The following is a 19,164-nucleotide window of genomic DNA, read 5'->3' as shown; positions in this document are numbered from 1 at the left end:
TTCGCTAGAGATATCAATGCCCACAATAAGTGTAGAGCTCATGGATAAATTCACGCTCCTTTTTGCAAAAAGTTTTTTGAAGGTCCTTTGTCTCTTAAGTTTTTGTAATACACCCTCGCCGTGATTAGTGCTCAGATTTAGCTTATAGGGTGCCTGACCATCGATGCTCAAGCGATGGACAGATAAGCTAAAGAGGCACAACAAACGAGTATGTATTACTCAAATAACTCCAGAGGTTCAGTCTTTGCCGAGTGGTAATGCTGCTTTACCAGCATGCCACAGGAGTGAGTCAAAAATACCTCAGTAAACTTAAAAGGGACCTTCTACTTTTAAGTTTATCAGAGACAAAGGACCATTTAAATAAAAATGAGAAATTTAATTATGAGATTGTTTTACCAGGGTAAAAATGGTTTTTAAGGATTTAATTTGTGTGTTTATTATTAAATTTTTAATGTGGATTACAATCATATTATACGAGGAGTGGTCCTTATGGATATGGCAGAATTAGGAAGAAGAATAAGGGAAGAGAGAAAGCGCCAGTTTCTAAAACAAGGAGACCTATCGGGAGGAGAATTTTCAAAAGGCTACATAAGCCTTATTGAAAAGGGGAAAATTAGTCCCTCCCTCAAAGCATTAAGTTACATTGCAGAAAGACTAAATAAACCCATAACATACTTTTTAGATGAAGACTATGTAGAAAAAGAAGAACTAAAAAAAGAACTTGAAAAATACAAGACAATACTTGAAAAATTCCTCACTGCTGAGCGCTTTTTTGACAATAAAAACTACGAGGAAGCGATTAAATTATACCTTGAAATTTTAGAAAATTCAATAGACGAGTATTCCACAAACATAATAAATTTTCACCTTGCCAAATGTTATGTTGAAACTAAAAACTATTCAAAAGCCTTAGAAGTAGTTGATAAAATTCTGCCCTATTTTGAAAAAAAGCTCAATGACGGAATTTTAGTAGAACTATACCACATAAAAGGCTTAAGCCTTGGTAACCTGCAAAACTTCCAAGCTTCTCTTGAAAACTACTTAAAAGCCTTAGAAGCTCATGAAAAATACTCATCCAAAAATTTACACTCAAAAGCTCGCATCCTTTACAGCATTGCAAACCTCTACAGCAAAATGGGAGAATTCATAAAAGCAAGAGATTATTACATGAAATGCTTAGAATACGCCACACAAATTGAAGCTGTAGACTTCATAGCTCTAGCAAACAACGGATTAGGGCTTGTAAACTATGAACTCAAACAGTATAAAGACGCAATAAAATACATAAGGCGAGCAATACTCATTAGCAAAACCCTTAACCTAAAAGCAGACATAGCTAATGAGTACAACTACCTGGGATTCGTATACACAGACCTCAAAAAATATGACATCGCAGAAAAATACTTTACAAAGAGCTACTCCCTTTATAAAGAGCTGGAAAACGAAAGAGGAATGGCATACAATTTAACAGAAATTGGTAGAATATATTACCTGAAAGGAGACCTTAACAAAGCTTTAGAGTATCTAAATAAATCTTTAGAAATAGTGACAAGGTTAGGAGAAGAAGAGGAAATTGGGAGAATCTACACAATACTTGGGAATTTGCACTTAAAAGAAGGCAATTTTGAACTAAGCGAAAAAGAACTTTTAAAATCAGCAGAAATACTCTCAAGATTGGGACTAAAGAAGGATCTGTCAGAAGCCTACAAAGGATTAGGAAATCTCTATATAGCACTTAGCAAACCAGAAGAGGCAAAAAAATATTTCAATCTATCCATAGAGCTTTTATATGAGAATTACTGACTCTTTTCCAGCACTAGAACACAGAAACTTTCGCCTCTTCTGGTTAGGTCAGATGGTGTCATTGATAGGAACGTGGATGCAAAACATAGGGCAAGGATGGTTAGTTCTTGAACTAACAAATTCTTCTTTTTTATTAGGACTCATAAGTGCTGTGCAGTTTCTCCCTATGATGCTCTTTTCCCTTTTTGCAGGAGTAATAGTAGATAGATTCCCAAAAAGAAAATTAATACTCTTTACTCAGTCAAGCTTTGCTGTTACATCTTTTATACTAGCCACTCTGACAGCTTTAAAGGTTATAAATTACTGGGAAATCTTGATTTTAGCATTGATAAACGGATTTTTAAACACGATAGACGTGCCAGCTAGACAGTCCTTTATAATAGACCTGGTAGGCAAAAAAGACCTTATGAATGCCATAGCTTTGAATTCCGCAGTATTCAATGCCGCCAGGATAATAGGCCCTGCTATAGCCGGAATCTTGATAGGCAAGCTAGGGTATGCCATTTGCTTTTACTTAAATTCAGCAAGCTTCATAGCAGTTATAATTGGACTTATACTTATAACCGTAGAAGGAGTAACTCCAAAATTAAAAGACGCAAAAACGAGAATAATTGAAGACCTGAAAGATGGCATGACTTATATAAAGAATATGCCTGTAATACTGCACACAATCCTAATGATAGCAGTTTTAAGCACCTTTTCTATGAATTTTAACGTCTTAGTGCCCGTTTTTACTAAAAATGTGCTCCACAGAGAAGCTACAGGCTATGGACTTTTAATGTCAGCAATGGGAATAGGAGCACTAATTGGCGCATTAACCCTGGCATCAATAAGCAAAAGAGGAGTAAAGCCAGTCTACCTCTTCGCGGGAGGCATAGGTCTGGGGCTTTTTCAGATACTTATAGGGATTCAAAATAGTTACACCCTAACCGCCTTTTTGTTGGCTTTGTCCGGCTGGTTTATGGTAACCTTCACTTCCTCTGCAAACACCACAATACAGATAAACTCCGCCGACGAATTCAGAGGAAGGGTTATGAGCGTTTATTCTCTGGTATTTGGAGGAGTAACGCCTATAGGTTCGATGTACGCAGGCACACTATCGCAAAGATTTGGCCCCCATATCACCTTTATAGTAAGCGGTGTAATAGCAATGGCCTACTCCTTTTACGTATTGTCAAGATACAGAAAAATTTTTAGTGCCTAGCTTTCCTCCTCTTCGTATATTCTCTTTGCCTCTTTAAACATCTCAATTGCCCTCGGCAAAAGCCCATTCACATAGGCTATAAGCACGCCGTAATTGACAATGGGCACCTTTTTCTCTTTTGCATATGAAATTCTGTACATCATCTCTCTTCTGTTTAGCATGCAGGCGCCGCAGTGAACTATAAGACTGTAAGTCTCCAAATCTTCTGGAAAGCCCATGCCACTTGACCAGCTGAATTTCAATTCCTTTCCTGTCTTTTCTTTAAGCCACCTCGGTATTTTCACTGTCCCTATGTCATCCTCCTGCCTGTGATGGGTACAACCTTCAGCGATCAAAACTTTGTCCCCATCTTTTAATCTCTCAATCGCCTTCACGCCCCTCACCAGTTCTTCTAAATCGCCTTTATACCGAGCAAAGAGTATTGAAAAAGAAGTAAGAGGCACATCTTCCGGAACACAGGCTCCCACTTTTTTAAAAACTTGAGAATCTGTTATCACCAAAGAAGGCTTAACCTTTCTCCTCTAATTCCTTTTCTGATATGGAATAATTCCTAAACACTACTAAGCTTAAAAGTATCAACACCCCTGCCAAAGGCCCACAAAGCATAAGCCCTAAGGGACTTTCTGCGCTATATCCAAAGGCTTTAAAGAGAAGAGGTGTAACAAGTGACGAAATCCCCATGACCACCTTTACCACAAATCCCTGCGCTCCAAAAAACATACCTTCTCTTCTCTGCCCAACTTTAATGCCATCTAACTCCGCTATGTCTGCAATCATGGCATTGGGTATCACAAAAAACACAGAAAGAGGAATACCTGCAAGCAAAATTATCACAATAGACAAAGTCTTACTAAAAACCGTGCCAAAAAGGCCTGTAAGCCCTAGTATCAGAGCAAAAAATGCTGAAAACACCATAAAGACCTTCTTTTTCCCATATGCAAGGCTTAGTTTTGGCACAAAGAAGCTGAAGAAAACAGCTACCACAAAGGCTCCCGCAATCATAAATCCAGAATTTTCAGCAGGAATCTTCAAAAGAACTTCCGTAATATAAGGCATAGCAATTGTAAGGGTATTAAGCCCAAACCACAATGCCGTAATAGCAGTCAAGTAATAGATGAAGTCTTTATTTGAAAGAGTCATCTTTATAGAGGCAAACATCGAGACTGTCGACATATCCTCTTCTTTTACTGGTTCTTCCTTCACAAACAAAGGAGTCAGCATAAGCGTTACAAAGGCAAAACTTCCTAGTATGATTCCCATAACCTTAAAGTTAAAAATCCTAATTAAAATTCCTGAACCAGCTTCTGCCACCATGACGCCCAAAATCTGGGTTATCCCCTGCATCATCGTAAGAGTGATTCTTTCCTCTGCGCTTTTTGTTATCTCGGGAATAAGAGCAAGATATGGAGCTACCACTGCCGTGAAAGCCACAAAAAACAAGCTAAGGACAAAGGTCAGATAAACAAAATTTAATATAGATTCATGCTCTACAGGAGGAAACCAGATCATTATAAAGGACAAAAACAAAACAGGGCTTCCAAAGAGCACAAAAGGAATCCTTCTTCCCCATCTAGACCTCAATTTGTCAGAATAGTAGGCGACTATCGGATCAGAAACCCCATCAAAAATTCGAGCAACTATCATGGAAAAGCCTATAAGACCTATAGGCACAAGAATTTTAAGCCCCTGTGTGTTGAAAGCAGGAGGAGTGTAATAGTATTGATACCATTTCACCGCCGTCTGAGTGAAAATTGATATTCCCATGTACCCCAAAGAATACATAAAAAGCACGAAAAACCTTCTTCCCTTCATCCTCTTTCTCCTTTCAATAAAGGTTTATACACTTTTTCATAATAATCCCTTTCAAAGGCATCATTTCTATCTCCAAAATACTCTGCTTTTTCCCTCGCTTCATGAAGCTTTGCCATGTCAAGGTCAGCTGTTACCAAAAAATCGCCTTCATAATGGGGAGACACGGCCAAAACCCCATCCTCATTTTTAGTTATATCTATTGGAGCAAAAATCCCTGCTCTTCCTGTAAAGTGGATTCCACCTATCCACCCGTTCAAAGAAGCTTTGGCACCATACACATAGGACTCCTGAACCCTTGGCCATATGCCCCTTAATGCCCTCCAGAAATTGTATTCCTCATTGTTAGCTATTGGCAAAAGGACTATATCAACCCCCATTTCATAAGCCATTCTGAAAGTTTCAAAATAGGTGGCATCCATGCAGACAGGGCAAGCTACTTTCCCTACATCTAGTAAAAACACTTTAAGTTCATTTTCTCTATCAAGCCCTATTTTCTCCTCAAAATCAGTGAGGTGAATCTTCTTCTGCCTTCCTAAAATTTCTCCTTCCCTCGATATCAACGCTCCTCCGTTGTAAAGCCTGCCGTTTTCATTTATTATGTAACTTCCAGTATAAATGTAAATCCCATATTTCTTCGCAAGTCCTTTCATTAATTCCTCTAGAGCTTCCTGATAAGGACCTGCTATAGACTCAAATATAAACTTGAGAAGGCCTTCGCCTCCACCTTGAGAAGCACTCATTCCTTCCTTCTTAGATCTGCCGTTTAGATATTCATCAATCTTCTTAAATCCAGGAATTATGCCAAATAAGTCAAAAAAGTTGTACTCCGGAAAAACTACTATATCGCTATCTTTTGAAGCAGCCTCCTCCACAAAATTTTTAAGCCTTTCTGCATATTCTTCAAAAGAAGAGGTCAATTTGATTTGCCTCTGAACGCATGAAACCCTCACTTTTCTGTAATCCTTACTTCTCCTCGCAATACCAACTACCCTACCTACATAGCCCTCTGCCTTTTTGGAAGACATTTTCTTCTTAAAAATGTACTTTAACACATTCATCTTCATCACCCAAAAATCCCTTTATAAGCTTTGACATTAAGTTTACTTAAAACGTCAAACTTTAAAACAGCCTTTTTTCTCTCATTTTCATCCAGTTCTGCCCATATAAAAGTCTCCTCTCCTTCTTTTGCCAAAAAACCGTCATCATCTTTTGTCATTTCCAGCGGAGCGTGAATTGCGGACTCAGAAAAAAATTCTATCCCTTCAAACTTGCCTTTGAAGCCACTTTCTACTGCAAAAAACAGGTTTTGCTGTACATTTTGCCATACACCAGCTATCTGCCTTGCAAAATTTCTATTCCCTTTAATTGCCATAGGTGCAAGTACGAGGTTAACCCCTTTTAAAGCAGCGTATCTCGGTACTTGCGGATAAAACCAGTCTGTTGGGAGAATTATAGACACCTTAAAGCCTTTTACCTCAGCCATTTCAAGGTCAGTTCCCCTTGAAAGGCCGTAAAACTTCTCCCATTTTGAAAGGTACAGTTGCCGTTGAAAAAGCATTACATCCCCTTCCATCACTAAAAAAGAAGAGTGAAAAATCTCATCATCTTCTCTCTCAAAAAAACTTCCAGGGCATATGGCAATATTCTTATATTTTGAAGAAAGGTCTTTCATTATCTCAACAAAATCCCCTCTGAAATACCCCACTTCCCCCAGAAGAGCAGGGAAAACCGCAATATCAATTTTTTGCAAACAGCACTCCCCTATTACATCCTCATACCAGCAAATCCAGTCTTTCTGAGATTTCAGCTTGTAAACTACGTCTTTTTTCAAAACTACAGAGGCAACCTTCATAAAATTCACTCCTCAAAAAGCACTTTGTAAAGAGCCATTGCAAGATACCCTGCTCCTGTCGCAAAGCCAACCCCGGTCTTCGCTTCTCCTGTGTCTTTGTCAAAACTCTCCGCTAAAAGCCCGTAATCCATATTAGCCATCTTAAGCCAGCCTAAAGCCTCTTCCCTCTTTAAAGGATTTAGTAGACTTCCACAAAGACCTAAACCTGACGGCGTATTCGGATGATGGTCACAGGCTAATTCTTTTATCTTCGCATCTTTAAAGTAATACTTGTATTTCGGCGAATAATAGTAATCAATCGTATTCTTAAATATCTCATCCTTGTAGTCAACAAAACCGTAATAATACATAAGCCCTAGATTGCCTGGCGGATCATTGTAAAGCCTATAGTTTCCCTTCCCATCAGAAGACCAAGCAAATATCTTTTTCCCTTCTACTTCTACCACCAAGTATTCGTATATTCCTTTCTCTATCCCCCTTATCTTCTTTTCAACTTCTTCTGCTTTTTTGTACCAGTTAAGCTTTACATAAAGGTCTTTTAAATTGATAAGCCCTCTTAAGAGTATTACGTTGTCTATTGTCACAAAAGGATATTCTGAAGGGTCATCTGAAGGCAGTAGAAAAGTTTTATAAAGCCCTGTTTTGGGGTCATATTCTTCCTCAATCCTTCTATACACCATATCCAATGCCTTTATAAGCTCCAAATCATCCAAATCCACATCCATCTCCTTAAGCAGTATAAAATAGCTAGCTGCCTCATCTAATTCAAATCCTGGGTAAAGTACTGTGCCGTCTATGTAATGAGCATGGTCTCCAGCATTTTTGCTGTGCCTTAATATCATCTCCCTCGCAATAAGATTGTGGAATTCCCTGTCAATAAGCTTTATTGCTGGAAAAGACCATAAAAAACTATCTCTTTCCCAAAAAGCGCCTGAAACGTAATACCTCGGGCTCCTTGATGTTAAAGCCACATAGCTATCCGATTCCATGTCTTTGCCTACCGCAAAAAAGTAGTTGAAAAATAGGTTCTTGTTAAGTAATCTCTCCAGATATTCATCTTGGGAGTATTTTATGTATTTCTTCTCAAGCCATCTGCAAACTTCCTCGTATATCCTTTCAAAACCTTTTCTTTTGAGATGAATCAAAGTGGTAGAAGCTCCATCCATATCAGAATTTACCGCTATGTAAAAGCAGTTTTTGCCATTAAGTTTTAGCTTCAAGGTAATGCTGTTGCTCTCTTCAACGTAGTCAAACTCCTTTTCTGCTCCAAAGGCTAGAGAAAAGGCTACATTATAAGAATAGACGTTTAAAGCAGGGTTTTTAAGCCATTTGTCAATTTTAAACTCCTTTTTAAAATCAATCTCATGGGAATTAAAACGTAAAAAGCTCAATTTGTCAGGATGAACTATCAGGTATACTTCCATTTTTTCAGAACTTTCAAATTCGTAGACAAAACCTTTTTCTTTCAGATCAGCGTAAATTTTTATTAAAACACGACTTCCATCTGAAAGGTATAATTTGATAGAAGGAATGTAAGAAAATATCTCTTCTATCTCACTTTTCACTATTTCAAGTCCCTCACCTTTTTTGTAAAAACGGGGTTCAAACAAAGCTTCTTCTCCAGAAAGTTCAACAAGTCCTTTATTTGAAAGAGAAACAAAATTCAAACTTTTTATAGAAGCATCATTTATATCTATCTCAGGCAAACTTATATAGTGATTTCCAGCATACAATACCCTCATATTTTTGTCAATTTCACTGGGTCGTGTAACAATTTTATTCACCCTAACCCCTCCTGTTAATTTTCTTTTTATCTTGAAAAAAGTTTTCACCTTAATTGTACTATTTTTTCTAAAATAGGTAAATAAAAAGATAAAAAATAGGCGAATACTTTTTCGCCTATTATGCCAACCTACTGCGAATATTTAACCCCTTATCAATGGCATCCTGCACTATTTTATGACAGCACTTGTCTAGAGGATTTTTCTTTTGACAATCAGAATTACTCATTGCACCAGTAAGATTTATGACTTCTTCCATAGTGTTGGCACCATATTCTACTACTGCCTTTATAATTTCTTCTTTTGTCACTCTGCTGCAATAACAAGCATATTTAGGATTAGCATCTTTCTTAAACCATAGCGGCACTTTCACCAAATTTATTTAAAATCTTTTCCTCCATAATCCCCATACTCCTTTGTTCTAAAGCTTAGCATAACATGATTTTAACTTATTACTTTAAATCTTCTCAATCTTAAAGCATTTGTTACAACTGACACTGAGCTAAATGCCATTGCCTCTCCTGCTATAGCTGGAGTTAAAAGGCCCATCGCAGCAAATGGTATGCCGATTGTATTGTATACAAAAGCCCAGAATAAATTTTGATATATATTTCTCATGGTAGCTTTGCTTAATTTTATAGCGGTCACAATACCCATAAGATTTCCACTTAAAAGCGTTATATCTGAGGTTTCTATCGCCACATCTGTACCTGTACCTATCGCTATGCCAACATCCGCAGTAGCTAAAGCAGGAGCATCATTAATACCATCTCCCACCATTGCAACTACTTTTCCCATTTTTTGAAGCTTCATAATCTCCAAAGCCTTATGTTCTGGCAATACTTCTGCCAACACATTTTTTATACCAACTTGTTTTGCTATTGCCTCAGCAGTCCTTTTATTATCTCCCGTAATCATGTATACTTCAATACCCATAGCTTGTAACTTTTGAATTGCTTTTGCCGAGTCACTCTTTACAGTATCTGCAACAGCTATAATGCCATAAACTCTGTCGTGAGATGCCAATATCATTGCTGTTTTACCTTGTGATTCTAGTTCTTCAACCTTATCTTCAATTGACGTTATATCAATATTTTGTCTGTCCATGAGCCTTCTATTGCCAATATAAAACTCTTTTTCATTTATCGTAATGCATATACCGTAGCCTGGTATAGCCTCAAATTTCTCAGGGTCTTCCAATATTTTGAATTTTTCTTTTGCTTTATTGACAATTGCTTGTCCCAATGGATGCTCAGAATTTTTTTCCGCAATTCCCGCAATTTTCAAAATCTCATCTTCGGTGAAATCTCCAAAAGTTACTATGTCTGTAACTTCCGGTTCTCCTTTTGTTATCGTCCCAGTCTTATCAAATACTATTGCCGTTATTTTCCCTGCCCTCTGCAGATGTTCTCCTCCCTTTATGAGTATACCATTTTCTGCTCCTTTTCCTGTCCCTACCATCACAGAAGTGGGAACTGCAAGTCCAAGCGCACACGGGCAGGCAATTACAAGTACTGATACTGCATTTATTATGCCCGCATTAAAATCTCCATACCCAAAATACCAAATTAAAAATGTGGTAGCAGCTATGGCTATAACTGTGGGTACAAAAATACCAGAGATTTTATCAGCAATTTGTTGAATTGGCGCTTTTGATCCTTGGGCATCTTCTACCATTTTAATAATTTGCGATAGTACCGTATCTTTACCCACTTTTGTCGCTTCAAATTTAAACGTTCCTGTTTTATTTATCGTAGCGCCAATTACTTCATCACCAACGCCTTTTTCTACAGGAATAGATTCACCAGTTATCATAGATTCATCTATTGTGGAACTACCCTCAACTATTTTACCGTCAACTGGTATTTTTTCGCCCGGCCTTACAACAACGATATCCCCGACTTTGACTTCTTCAATAGGTATATCTAATTCTTGCCCATCCCTTATCACTCTTGCGGTCTTTGCTTGTAGTCCCATGAGGTTTTTTATTGCTTCAGATGTTTTTCCCTTGGCTGTAGCTTCAAGCAGTTTACCTAATGTTACAAGCGTTATAATAACTGCTGATGCCTCAAAATACAAGTAATTGTGTATCTCATGAGAGGGTTTGGTAAATACATTGTACAAACTATAAAAATACGCTGCAGATGTTCCCATAGCTACCAAAGTATCCATATTTGCCGTCATATTTTTTAAATTGTTCCAAGCACCTTTATAATATCTAAAACCTACAATAAACTGAACAGGTGAAGATAAAAATACCTGTAACCACGGATTATCAAGTATTCCACCTGAAATTTTAAACATTCTCAAAATCATTGGTATTACTAACGGCACAGTTAAAATCGCTGAATATATTACAAGTTTCCTTAATGTATTTATTTCTTTCTCCTTTATCTCTTTTCCTGTGTCAATACTTACTCCAGTCTTTTCTTTTGCATCATATCCTATATCTTTTATCGCTTTAATCATTTTTTCTGTATCAATTTCATTTGAATCATATTCGACAATTGCCGTCTCAGTTGCAAAATTAACTGATGCATTGCTTACACCAGGCAGGTTTTTTAAGGTTTTTTCGATTTTGGCAGCGCAGGATGCGCAGGACATACCCATAAGTGCAAGTTCTACTTTATCTTTTATTACACCATATCCTATATCTTCTATCTTTTTCTCAATATTGCATATATTAATTTTATCTGGATCATATATAACTGTTGCTTTTTCAACAGCAAGATTTACATTTGCGTCTAAAACTCCATCTAAGCTTTTAAGCCCTTTTTCTATTTTGGTTGCACAAGCTGCACAAGACATCCCAGTTATTTTTAAATTAGCTTTTTCGGCCATATTTTCATCTCCTCTTCATCTCTCAGCATTCTTATAGGAAATTCTTCAACATAAAAGGAGATTCAGAAATTTTATCTAACTTTTCTTTCTATTATTCCCCCTCCTACAACAATATCTCCATCATAAAAGACTACTGACTGCCCCGGTGTAATAGCCCTTTGTGAATTGTCAAATTTCACAAAAACTTTGCCGTCTTCAAGTGAATGCCAATCTTATTCGCTACCCTTCTAGCATCATTAACAGCAGCCAATGAACAACAGCCACCTTCAACTTTCACTGCTTCCTCATCTTTGTCCTGCCATATTTGCATCGTAACACCTATAACCTCATATCCCTGTTCTTTTAAAAGATATGCTGAAACAGAGCTATCAACACCTCCGCTCATTCCCACAACTACTCTGTTATTCTTTTTCATAAAAAAATTTTTTGACCTCCTTGTAGATTCTTTCATACAATCTGTGATATTGACCTTAATCTTTTAATAATTTGTGGAAGCACTTCTAAAACTTTATCTATATCTTCTTCTGTGTTATCTTTACCAATTGTAAGTCTTAATGACCCTCGAGCTAATTCTTTTGAGTGCCCAATTGCCAGAAGCACATGAGAAGGCTCCAATGAACCAGAAGTGCATGCTGAACCACTTGAAGCACATATTCCTGCCATATCTAAGTTTAAAATAAGGGATTCGCCATCTATAAATTCAAATGATACATTAACATTGCCTGGAAGCCTTTTTGTTGGATGCCCGTTTAACCTCGCATATGGTATTTTTTCTAATATTCCATTTATAAGTTTATCTCTTAAAAATGTAAGTTTATTTATATGAGAATCCAAATTTTTCGTGATAAGCTCCATCGCTTCTCCCAGTCCTACTATTCCTGGAACATTTTCTGTGCCCGCTCTTCTATTCCTTTCCTGTGTTCCACCTTGTATAAGCGAATGAATCTTTACACCCTTCTTTATATATAATGCTCCCACGCCTTTAGGTCCATATATTTTATGGGCAGATAGAGATAACAAATCAACATCTAATTTTTTTACATCTATTGGTACATTACCAACTGCTTGCACAGCATCAGTATGAAAATATACATTTTTCTCATGAGCTATTTTGACAAGCTCCTCAATTGGCTCTATCGTACCTATCTCATTATTGGCAAACATTATAGAAACAAGGATTGTTTTATCTGTAATTGCCTTTTTTAAATCTTCAGGTTTTACAAGTCCATATTCGTCAACTGGAAGATATGTTACTTTGAATCCTTCTTTTTCAAGATATCGACAAGTATTAAGTACTGCATGATGTTCAATTTCCGTTGTAATAATGTGATTTCCCTTATCTTTTAACGCATATGCTACACCTTTTAATGCCCAATTATCAGACTCAGACCCACCACTGGTAAAATATATTTCGTCAGAATCTGCCCCTAGTGCTTTTGCCACTTTTTCCCTCGCTTCTTCAATAGCTTTTTTCGCTTCTTGTCCATATGAATACAGGGAAGATGGATTACCAAAAACATCACTATAATATGGTAACATCGCCTCTAATACCCTTTTATCAACTGGTGTAGTCGCAGCATTGTCTAAATAAATTCTATCCACAAAAATCGCCTCTCTCTATTATTTTCTACTTCTTAGTATCTGTTCATATTTTACATTTTTTATTCAAAAAATTTGTGCATACTTAAATATAAAATACCACAAAGAATTCCTTCTTGTTTTGCAAGTTTCATTGACATCTCAAAAGCCTCTCTCTTTTATCTTTATAATTTCATCAATAATGTCAAGATTTAATGTGTCAGGAATAAATCCAGCTCCTATTCCTTGTAACTTAATTCCGAGTATTACGATAAGAATTATAAATTTTCTCTTTTTACGCTATCACAATCTTATCTCAATGTCAATAGGTGCATTTGCGCATCCAAATTGCTATTCCTTATCAAACTGAATGGGCGGTATCAAGCCGCCCAACATATCTTTTCCTTAGTCAGTTGCAAATTATTTAGAAAAGTTAACACCGATGTTTCACAAATTCCACAAAACATCCTCCTACTTTATACTTTAATTTTTTAATAGATATTACACTTCATATCCTGTATCAATAATTGCTTTTTTCATATCATCTACAGAAACTTTAGCAGGGTCATATGTCACCGTTACATTACCTTTGTCAAGGTCAACAATAGCTTTCGATACTCCATTTAACTTCTTTAGTGCATTTTCAATAGACATTTTGCAATGGTTGCATGTCATCCCCTTAACATTTATGACGATAGTCTCACCCTTAGGTCCAAACAAACCCATGATTCATATCCTGGTTATCCAAACTGTACAAAAATGTACAGTTTGGATAGCTGGGGTATTTGTAGTCCGCCTTTCAGACTTTCCCATCCCCAGCAGGCGGTATTTGGGAAAGCCATAGCCCCTGCCCCAAGAAGCAGGAACTTGCGCCCTTTAAGGGTCTCTCCACTTACCCTGAATTAGTAATTCTTTTAGGGCAGAGAAGTCTCTTTTTACCTTCTCAGAAGAGAGTGGAGTTACCACCGCTACCTTGAGAACTTGCCAGAAATCATAGGCACTAAAACTTGTTCCATACAGAGGTTTTAGCACCCTTCCTGGCTCACTCTCAAGGCTTTGTATGAGTTTTATTGCTTTGTTTATCTCTTTTAAGTGTTTTTTCTTTAGATACTTGTTTTTGACTGTTTTCTTTACATGCTCTTTTAATTCTTCTAATTCTTCTATGGTTAACTTGTTGAGAAACTTTATATAATTGTCTGGTATCTTTTCTTGCAGTCCCAACCCCCTTCTTGCTATTACATAGGCTGCTGCTATATCTTTTGTTATCATATACTGTGGCGCATATTTTAACATCCCTATTATTGAGGTGTAAGAAGGGTCTACCTCTATTACTTCTATCCCTTCTCTTTTCGCTAATGCTTTTATTTTTGAAAGAAGTGATTTATAGCTAAAGCTATGTCTTATCCTCCTTGATTTTCTCCCTGAAAAGTCTCCTCTTTTGCCTTTTTCTTTTATTTCTAATCCCTCAATTACAATTGCTTTTCCTTTCTCTTTTGCTATCTTTACTATCTCATGAGCATACTGCCATCTGAAATATTCCCTTTTATCTGAACTGCCACTTGCAAGCTCTGGCATTGGTATATTCCCATAGCTTATTAGATTCCCTTTTTCATCTACTTCTACCCATGATATGTTTTCTGGATATGCGTTTATGTCTATTCCTATTGCTCCTTTTTCTTTTGTTATTTTTATTTCTGGATATTCTTCTTCAATGGCAAAATAGGCGTATATATTGCCATTTTTGAGTTTTAATTCTACAGAATAAGGTATGTTTGATTCGGCAATTTCCTTAAGAAGTTCTTCTCTTCTCTTGTTCTTTTTATATCCTGCTTCTATTTTGGCATATACATATTTTCTTTCTCCTACATTTATCCTTAAGAAAGTGCCATTTTTTCTTACTTCTATTCTTGTGTTGAGATTTCCTTTTTTGCTTTTATCCCCTCTTGAATAGAGATTTCCTTTTCTTTTCTCCTGCCACCTAATTTTTAGTTTTTCATATCCTTTCCCATTTATATGGCGCTTTTTAAGTTTCCCAAATAAGTCTCTTCCTCCAAAAATTACTTTCTTTGGATTATTCCCTAATTGTCTAGATGATTCTAATACACCTCTTGCTTTCATTATTGCATCATCTACATATCTTGAGTTTAAGTTAAACATCCCCTGAAGGTCTCTTTTTAAGGTTTTTCTATCATAACCTTCTAGAAGCCTTTTGTATGCAAATCTCATGCAGGAGGACCATCTTCTCATTAAGTCTAATAATATTTGTTTGTCTTCTTGATTTAGAAAAATGAGTTTAGCCTGTATTACTACCATGTTTTTTGCCACCCCTTTGTCCGTAAATTCTTGCTGCGAAAGATGTTACTATTGCTATTAAGTCTTCTGCTAGCTCTTTATTTCATTTACTCCACTTGCTATCTCATGTATGACTTCATACTACCATCTTTCTTCCTTTTGGTGTTCTAACTGGGGTTATTAATCCTTCCTTTTCCCAGTTTATTAATGTAATTCTCACCATATCATACAGTTCTTTAACCTTTTTTATAGTTAATAACATTTATCATCACCCAATCAAAATTATATCATTTTTTACTACTAATTTCAACTGTTTTGACCTCCTTTTTTAAAAGTTAATAATATTTTTATTTTTTATTAAGCAATCTTAAGGAATTAAGGACTGCAAGGAGTGCAACACCTACGTCGGCGAACACAGCTTCCCACATTGTAGCAACCCCTAAAGCACCAAGTGCTAAAACCACTATTTTTACTCCTAATGCAAGAAGAATATTTTCCCATACTATTAACTTTGTCCTTTTGGATATCTTTATAGCTGTTACCAGTTTTGACGGTTCATCTGTCATTAAAACTACATCGGCTGCTTCTATAGCAGCATCTGACCCGATTCCTCCCATTGCAACACCCACATCAGATCTCGCTAAAACCGGTGCATCATTTATGCCATCACCGACAAATATGAGCTTGCCTTTTTTATTGTCAGCATACAATTTCTCAAGTACGCCAACTTTCTCATTTGGAAGAAGTTGTGAATACACTTCATCAATCCCTAATGAAGCAGCGATTTTATCGCTTACAACTTTGTTATCCCCCGTAAGCATGACAATCCTTTTAATGCCCATTTTCCTGAGACTTTCTATAGCTTTTGGGGAATCTTCCTTTACCTCATCAGATATGAGGATATAACCACAGTATTTGTTATCTATAGCTACATGGATGATAGTGCCTGTTGAGTCACCGGTAACACAATCAATATTTTCCATCTTCATTAATTTGGCATTGCCCACAAGGACTTCTTTTCCTTCTATATTTGCTCTTACGCCATTTCCTGAAATTTCTTCATACTTTTTTATTTTAGATCTGTCTACTTCTTTCCCATAGGCTTCTAAAATGGATTCTGCTATAGGATGATTTGAAAAACTTTCGGCATATGCCGCATATTCTAAAAGCGCATCCCTGCTCATGCCATTTACAGATTTAATTTTCGTCACCTTAAATACCCCTTTTGTAAGGGTACCTGTTTTATCAAATACAACAGTTTCTACATTGCTTAACGCTTCCAAATAGTTACTTCCTTTTACAAGGATGCCATTTTTTGAGGCAGCACCTATACCAGCAAAAAAGCTTAAAGGAATCGATAACACCAGTGCACAGGGGCACGATATAATAAGAAAAATAAGTGCTCTATATATAAATTCCTTGAAGGTTGCTGCTGGTATAATTAAAGGAGGAATTACAGCAATAATCAATGCCAAAAAAACAACAATAGGAGTGTAATATTTGGCAAACTTTGTCATAAATTTTTCTGTAGGAGCTTTCTTACTGCTAGCCTCTTCAATAAGTCCTAGTATTTTTGAAACAGTTGATTCTGCAAACTCTCTGGTTACTTCTATTGTGAGAAGTCCATTTTTATTTATAAAGCCACTTAAAACCTCCGCGCCTTTATAAACCTCTTTTAAAACAGATTCTCCTGTTAATGCAGAAGTATCCACCATCGATTCCCCTTCGATTACCTTCCCATCAAGTGGTATTTTTTCACCAGGCTTTACTATGATGACGTCTCCCGGTCTTACTTCTTGTGGTGAAACCCTCTTTATTTCATATCCAATTTTTAAGTTAGCATAATCGGGACGAATATTCATTAACTCTTTAATAGACCTTTTCGAATGATCAACAGCAATATCCTGCAGAAGTTCCCCAATTTGGTAAAAAAGCATTACTGCTACACTCTCAGGATACTCTCCAATAGCAAAAGCACCAATTGTCGCTATGCTCATGAGAAAATACTCATCAAAAATCCGCCCTTTCAAAATATTTTTGGCAGCTTTTAAGATGACATCTCCTCCTGCGATTATATAACTTACAAAAAATAAGGTAAATTTGACATAACCTAATGAATTAAATAGCAATGCTATTGCAAACAAGATAGCAGAGATCCCATATTGAATGATTCTCCTGTATACTTCATTAGAGTCATCATTCTCAAGCTTACAACTATCAGAATCACAATTTGCGTTCAGTGGACTTTCTTTTGCATCTAGGGCACAACTTTTACAGCCAAACCTCTCTAAAACAAAGGCCCTTTTATTATTTTGCATAGTATTCACCCTTCCTGATTCATTCATTAATATGGTCAAAACCCTGTTCAAATATTTTCTTTACATGGTCATCCGCCAAAGAATAATAAACCACTTTTCCTTCTTTTCTGAATTTAACAAGCTTATTTTGCCTTAGTATCCGAAGCTGATGAGAAACTGCGGACTGGCTCATACCAAGAAGTACAGCAATATCACAAACACACATTTCTGATTCAAATAATGCATAAAGAATTTTTATCCTTGTAGTATCTCCTAATACTTTAAACAATTCTGCAAGGTCATACAATTTTGTTTCCTCTGGCATAGCTTCTTTTACTTTATTTATAATATCTTCATGTATTACGCTAACTTCGCAGATTGGGATTTTGCTGTCTTCTCTTTTCATAGGTATCTCCTCTTTGCTTTAATATATGAATAATTGTTCATACTTTATTATATAATAATTTTTGTTTCCTTTCAAGAACTCCAATTTCCTTTTTTAAAATTCTTGACCGAATAGTTCAAATGTGTTATAAATAATTTTGCCACACAATTTTCAAGATTTGGTTTCTACGGGGGTATCGAGAATGACAGTAATATTTGTAGGAAAAAACAATCAAATTACAATAAAAGCTCCAAAAAATGTTGAAAAACTCGCAAAAGAGTTGAATATAAATTTAGAATCACATGTCTTTATAAAAAATGGAGAAATAGTTACTCCAGATGAAATTCTTCAAGATGATGATGTAGTAGAGATAATATCGGTAGTTTCTGGAGGTTAGTAGAAGGAGGCTTTACCAATTGAAGTGCATAAGATGTAAGAAAAAAGCAGTTATCACTCTAAAAAGGCATAATGCAGCCTTCTGTGCTGAGTGTTTTTTGCATTATTATAGAAACCAAGTCTTAAAAAACATTCAAAAAAATAAAATGTTTAAAAAAGACGACAGAGTTTTAGTGGTAGTATCTGGCGGCAAAGATAGTATGGCTCTGTGGGACGTTCTAGCCAAGGAAGGTTATAACGTTACCGCAATGTATATAAACCTTGGAATTGGAGAGTATTCAAACAGGTCTCAAGAAGTGGTTGAAAATTTTGCAAAGAAAAATAATCTTCCACTCATTGTAAAAAATATTAAAGAAGAATTCGGGCTTGATATATACAAGCTTTCAAAGACTTTAAAACGAAGCCCCTGTTCCGTATGTGGAACAATTAAAAGATACCTGTTTAACAAAGTAGCTTACGACAATGGATTTTCAGTTATCGCAACAGGTCACAATCTAGATGACGAAGCAGCAACACTTTTAGGCAATATTTTGAATTGGGGAGAAAGCTATCTTGCAAGACAGGGACCAGTTTTACCTCAAACTCACCCTAAACTCATAAAAAAAGTAAAGCCCCTTTATACTTTAACAGAAAAAGAAAACATGTATTACGTGCTTTTAAACAAAATTGAATTTTTACATGAAGAGTGTCCTTATTCAATTGGAGCTCGTTCAATTCTTTATAAAGAATTGCTGAATGAACTGGAAGAAAAAAGTCCTGGCACAAAGCAGCGTTTTTTGATTGGCTTCCTTGAAAAGGGCAAAAAGCATTTCAAAGAGGTAGAAAATATTGAATTGAAGGAATGCAAAACTTGTGGCCATGTCACAACAAGGGAAGAATGTTCTTTTTGCAGACTTACAAAAGTTTCTAATACCGTTGGCTAG

General features: G+C 36.3%; 15 protein-coding genes and 5 pseudogenes. 4 read left to right on the top strand and 16 right to left on the bottom strand.

Translation table 11 applies throughout. The annotated features are described in order from the left end of the window. The first annotated feature begins 489 nt into the window (after positions 1-489). Both EV203_RS06770 and EV203_RS06765 read left to right on the top strand, forming a co-directional pair. Positions 490-1,803 (top strand): tetratricopeptide repeat protein, encoded by a 1,314-nt coding sequence (locus tag EV203_RS06770; RefSeq protein WP_011026478.1) that lies wholly within the window; start codon positions 490-492, stop codon positions 1,801-1,803. Further along, the gene (locus EV203_RS06765) at positions 1,790-3,007 is read left to right on the top strand and encodes an MFS transporter (RefSeq protein ID WP_011026479.1); all 1,218 of its coding nucleotides are present in this window, start codon (positions 1,790-1,792) and stop codon (positions 3,005-3,007) included. The genes EV203_RS06770 and EV203_RS06765 overlap by 14 nt, the downstream gene beginning before the upstream one ends. Here EV203_RS06765 and EV203_RS13535 read toward each other — a convergent pair. The 16 genes and pseudogenes from EV203_RS13535 to EV203_RS06690 all read right to left on the bottom strand — a co-directional run. After that, positions 3,004-3,516: pseudogene (locus tag EV203_RS13535) on the bottom strand ([FeFe] hydrogenase H-cluster maturation GTPase HydF); the annotation flags it as partial. The gene EV203_RS06765 and the pseudogene EV203_RS13535 overlap by 4 nt on opposite strands. After that, positions 3,515-4,819 carry an MFS transporter gene (locus EV203_RS06760; RefSeq protein WP_207910870.1) on the bottom strand — a complete coding sequence of 435 codons (1,305 nt, stop codon included), beginning with the start codon at positions 4,817-4,819 and terminating at the stop codon, positions 3,515-3,517. The gene EV203_RS06760 and the pseudogene EV203_RS13535, both read right to left, overlap by 2 nt. Next, positions 4,816-5,877, bottom strand: a complete 1,062-nt coding sequence (locus EV203_RS06755) for a nitrilase-related carbon-nitrogen hydrolase (RefSeq protein WP_243700608.1) — start codon at positions 5,875-5,877, stop codon at positions 4,816-4,818. The genes EV203_RS06760 and EV203_RS06755 overlap by 4 nt, the downstream gene beginning before the upstream one ends. Before the next feature lie 5 nt (positions 5,878-5,882). Then, a complete protein-coding gene (locus tag EV203_RS06750) occupies positions 5,883-6,671 on the bottom strand; it encodes a carbon-nitrogen hydrolase family protein (protein WP_009610378.1) in 789 nt (262 codons plus the stop codon). A gap of 5 nt (positions 6,672-6,676) precedes the next feature. After that, positions 6,677-8,455, bottom strand: coding sequence for a glycoside hydrolase family 125 protein (locus EV203_RS06745; RefSeq protein WP_132039753.1), 1,779 nt, complete (start codon positions 8,453-8,455; stop codon positions 6,677-6,679). Positions 8,456-8,573: 118 nt separating this feature from the next. After that, the gene (locus tag EV203_RS06740) at positions 8,574-8,825 is read right to left on the bottom strand and encodes a (2Fe-2S)-binding protein (RefSeq protein ID WP_011026483.1); all 252 of its coding nucleotides are present in this window, start codon (positions 8,823-8,825) and stop codon (positions 8,574-8,576) included. A gap of 71 nt (positions 8,826-8,896) precedes the next feature. Next, positions 8,897-11,293 carry a heavy metal translocating P-type ATPase gene (locus EV203_RS06735; protein WP_132039750.1) on the bottom strand — a complete coding sequence of 799 codons (2,397 nt, stop codon included), beginning with the start codon at positions 11,291-11,293 and terminating at the stop codon, positions 8,897-8,899. Between the two features lie 71 nt (positions 11,294-11,364). After that, positions 11,365-11,490: pseudogene (locus EV203_RS06730) on the bottom strand (aminomethyltransferase beta-barrel domain-containing protein); the annotation flags it as partial. Beyond that, positions 11,475-11,744 (bottom strand): annotated as a pseudogene (locus EV203_RS06725) (7-cyano-7-deazaguanine synthase); the annotation flags it as partial. The pseudogenes EV203_RS06730 and EV203_RS06725, both read right to left, overlap by 16 nt. Next, on the bottom strand, positions 11,741-12,895 hold the full coding sequence (gene nifS, locus EV203_RS06720; protein ID WP_132039746.1) for a cysteine desulfurase NifS: 1,155 nt from the start codon (positions 12,893-12,895) through the stop codon (positions 11,741-11,743). The pseudogene EV203_RS06725 and the gene nifS, both read right to left, overlap by 4 nt. A gap of 59 nt (positions 12,896-12,954) precedes the next feature. Continuing rightward, positions 12,955-13,126 (bottom strand): annotated as a pseudogene (locus EV203_RS13775) (cysteine synthase A); the annotation flags it as partial. Between the two features lie 246 nt (positions 13,127-13,372). Beyond that, entirely contained in the window at positions 13,373-13,597 is a 225-nt protein-coding gene (gene copZ / locus EV203_RS06710; RefSeq protein ID WP_132039744.1) for a copper chaperone CopZ, read from the bottom strand. A gap of 150 nt (positions 13,598-13,747) precedes the next feature. Beyond that, positions 13,748-15,184 (bottom strand): IS200/IS605 family accessory protein TnpB-related protein, encoded by a 1,437-nt coding sequence (locus tag EV203_RS06705; protein ID WP_132039742.1) that lies wholly within the window; start codon positions 15,182-15,184, stop codon positions 13,748-13,750. Continuing rightward, a pseudogene (locus EV203_RS06700) lies at positions 15,165-15,425 on the bottom strand (hypothetical protein). The gene EV203_RS06705 and the pseudogene EV203_RS06700 overlap by 20 nt, the downstream one beginning before the upstream one ends. An 85-nt stretch (positions 15,426-15,510) precedes the next feature. Then, positions 15,511-17,481 (bottom strand): heavy metal translocating P-type ATPase, encoded by a 1,971-nt coding sequence (locus EV203_RS06695; protein ID WP_132039740.1) that lies wholly within the window; start codon positions 17,479-17,481, stop codon positions 15,511-15,513. A gap of 19 nt (positions 17,482-17,500) precedes the next feature. Continuing rightward, positions 17,501-17,866: an ArsR/SmtB family transcription factor gene (locus EV203_RS06690; protein WP_132039738.1), complete on the bottom strand. Its 366-nt coding sequence runs from the start codon at positions 17,864-17,866 to the stop codon at positions 17,501-17,503. Between the two features lie 181 nt (positions 17,867-18,047). On the opposite strand from EV203_RS06690, the gene EV203_RS06685 reads away from it, so the two are divergent. Further along, positions 18,048-18,242 (top strand): MoaD/ThiS family protein, encoded by a 195-nt coding sequence (locus EV203_RS06685; protein WP_132039736.1) that lies wholly within the window; start codon positions 18,048-18,050, stop codon positions 18,240-18,242. Between the two features lie 19 nt (positions 18,243-18,261). Beyond that, positions 18,262-19,164, top strand: a complete 903-nt coding sequence (locus EV203_RS06680) for a PP-loop family protein (protein ID WP_132039734.1) — start codon at positions 18,262-18,264, stop codon at positions 19,162-19,164.

This window comes from Caldanaerobacter subterraneus (assembly GCF_004345675.1).
Classification (GTDB): Bacteria; Bacillota; Thermoanaerobacteria; order Thermoanaerobacterales; family Thermoanaerobacteraceae; genus Thermoanaerobacter; species Thermoanaerobacter subterraneus.
Note: the sequence above shows the minus strand (reverse complement) of the source record. Positions and strands in the feature narration are given on the sequence as shown.

Coding starts and splice junctions, on each gene's coding strand:
- EV203_RS06770 (WP_011026478.1), top strand. CDS start 490: ATGGATATGGCAGAATTAGGAAGAAGAATAAGGGAAGAGAGAAAGCGC.
- EV203_RS06765 (WP_011026479.1), top strand. CDS start 1,790: ATGAGAATTACTGACTCTTTTCCAGCACTAGAACACAGAAACTTTCGC.
- EV203_RS06760 (WP_207910870.1), bottom strand. CDS start 4,819: ATGAAGGGAAGAAGGTTTTTCGTGCTTTTTATGTATTCTTTGGGGTAC.
- EV203_RS06755 (WP_243700608.1), bottom strand. CDS start 5,877: ATGAATGTGTTAAAGTACATTTTTAAGAAGAAAATGTCTTCCAAAAAG.
- EV203_RS06750 (WP_009610378.1), bottom strand. CDS start 6,671: ATGAAGGTTGCCTCTGTAGTTTTGAAAAAAGACGTAGTTTACAAGCTG.
- EV203_RS06735 (WP_132039750.1), bottom strand. CDS start 11,293: ATGGCCGAAAAAGCTAATTTAAAAATAACTGGGATGTCTTGTGCAGCT.
- copZ (WP_132039744.1), bottom strand. CDS start 13,597: ATGGGTTTGTTTGGACCTAAGGGTGAGACTATCGTCATAAATGTTAAG.
- EV203_RS06705 (WP_132039742.1), bottom strand. CDS start 15,184: ATGGTAGTAATACAGGCTAAACTCATTTTTCTAAATCAAGAAGACAAA.
- EV203_RS06695 (WP_132039740.1), bottom strand. CDS start 17,481: ATGCAAAATAATAAAAGGGCCTTTGTTTTAGAGAGGTTTGGCTGTAAA.
- EV203_RS06690 (WP_132039738.1), bottom strand. CDS start 17,866: ATGAAAAGAGAAGACAGCAAAATCCCAATCTGCGAAGTTAGCGTAATA.
- EV203_RS06685 (WP_132039736.1), top strand. CDS start 18,048: ATGACAGTAATATTTGTAGGAAAAAACAATCAAATTACAATAAAAGCT.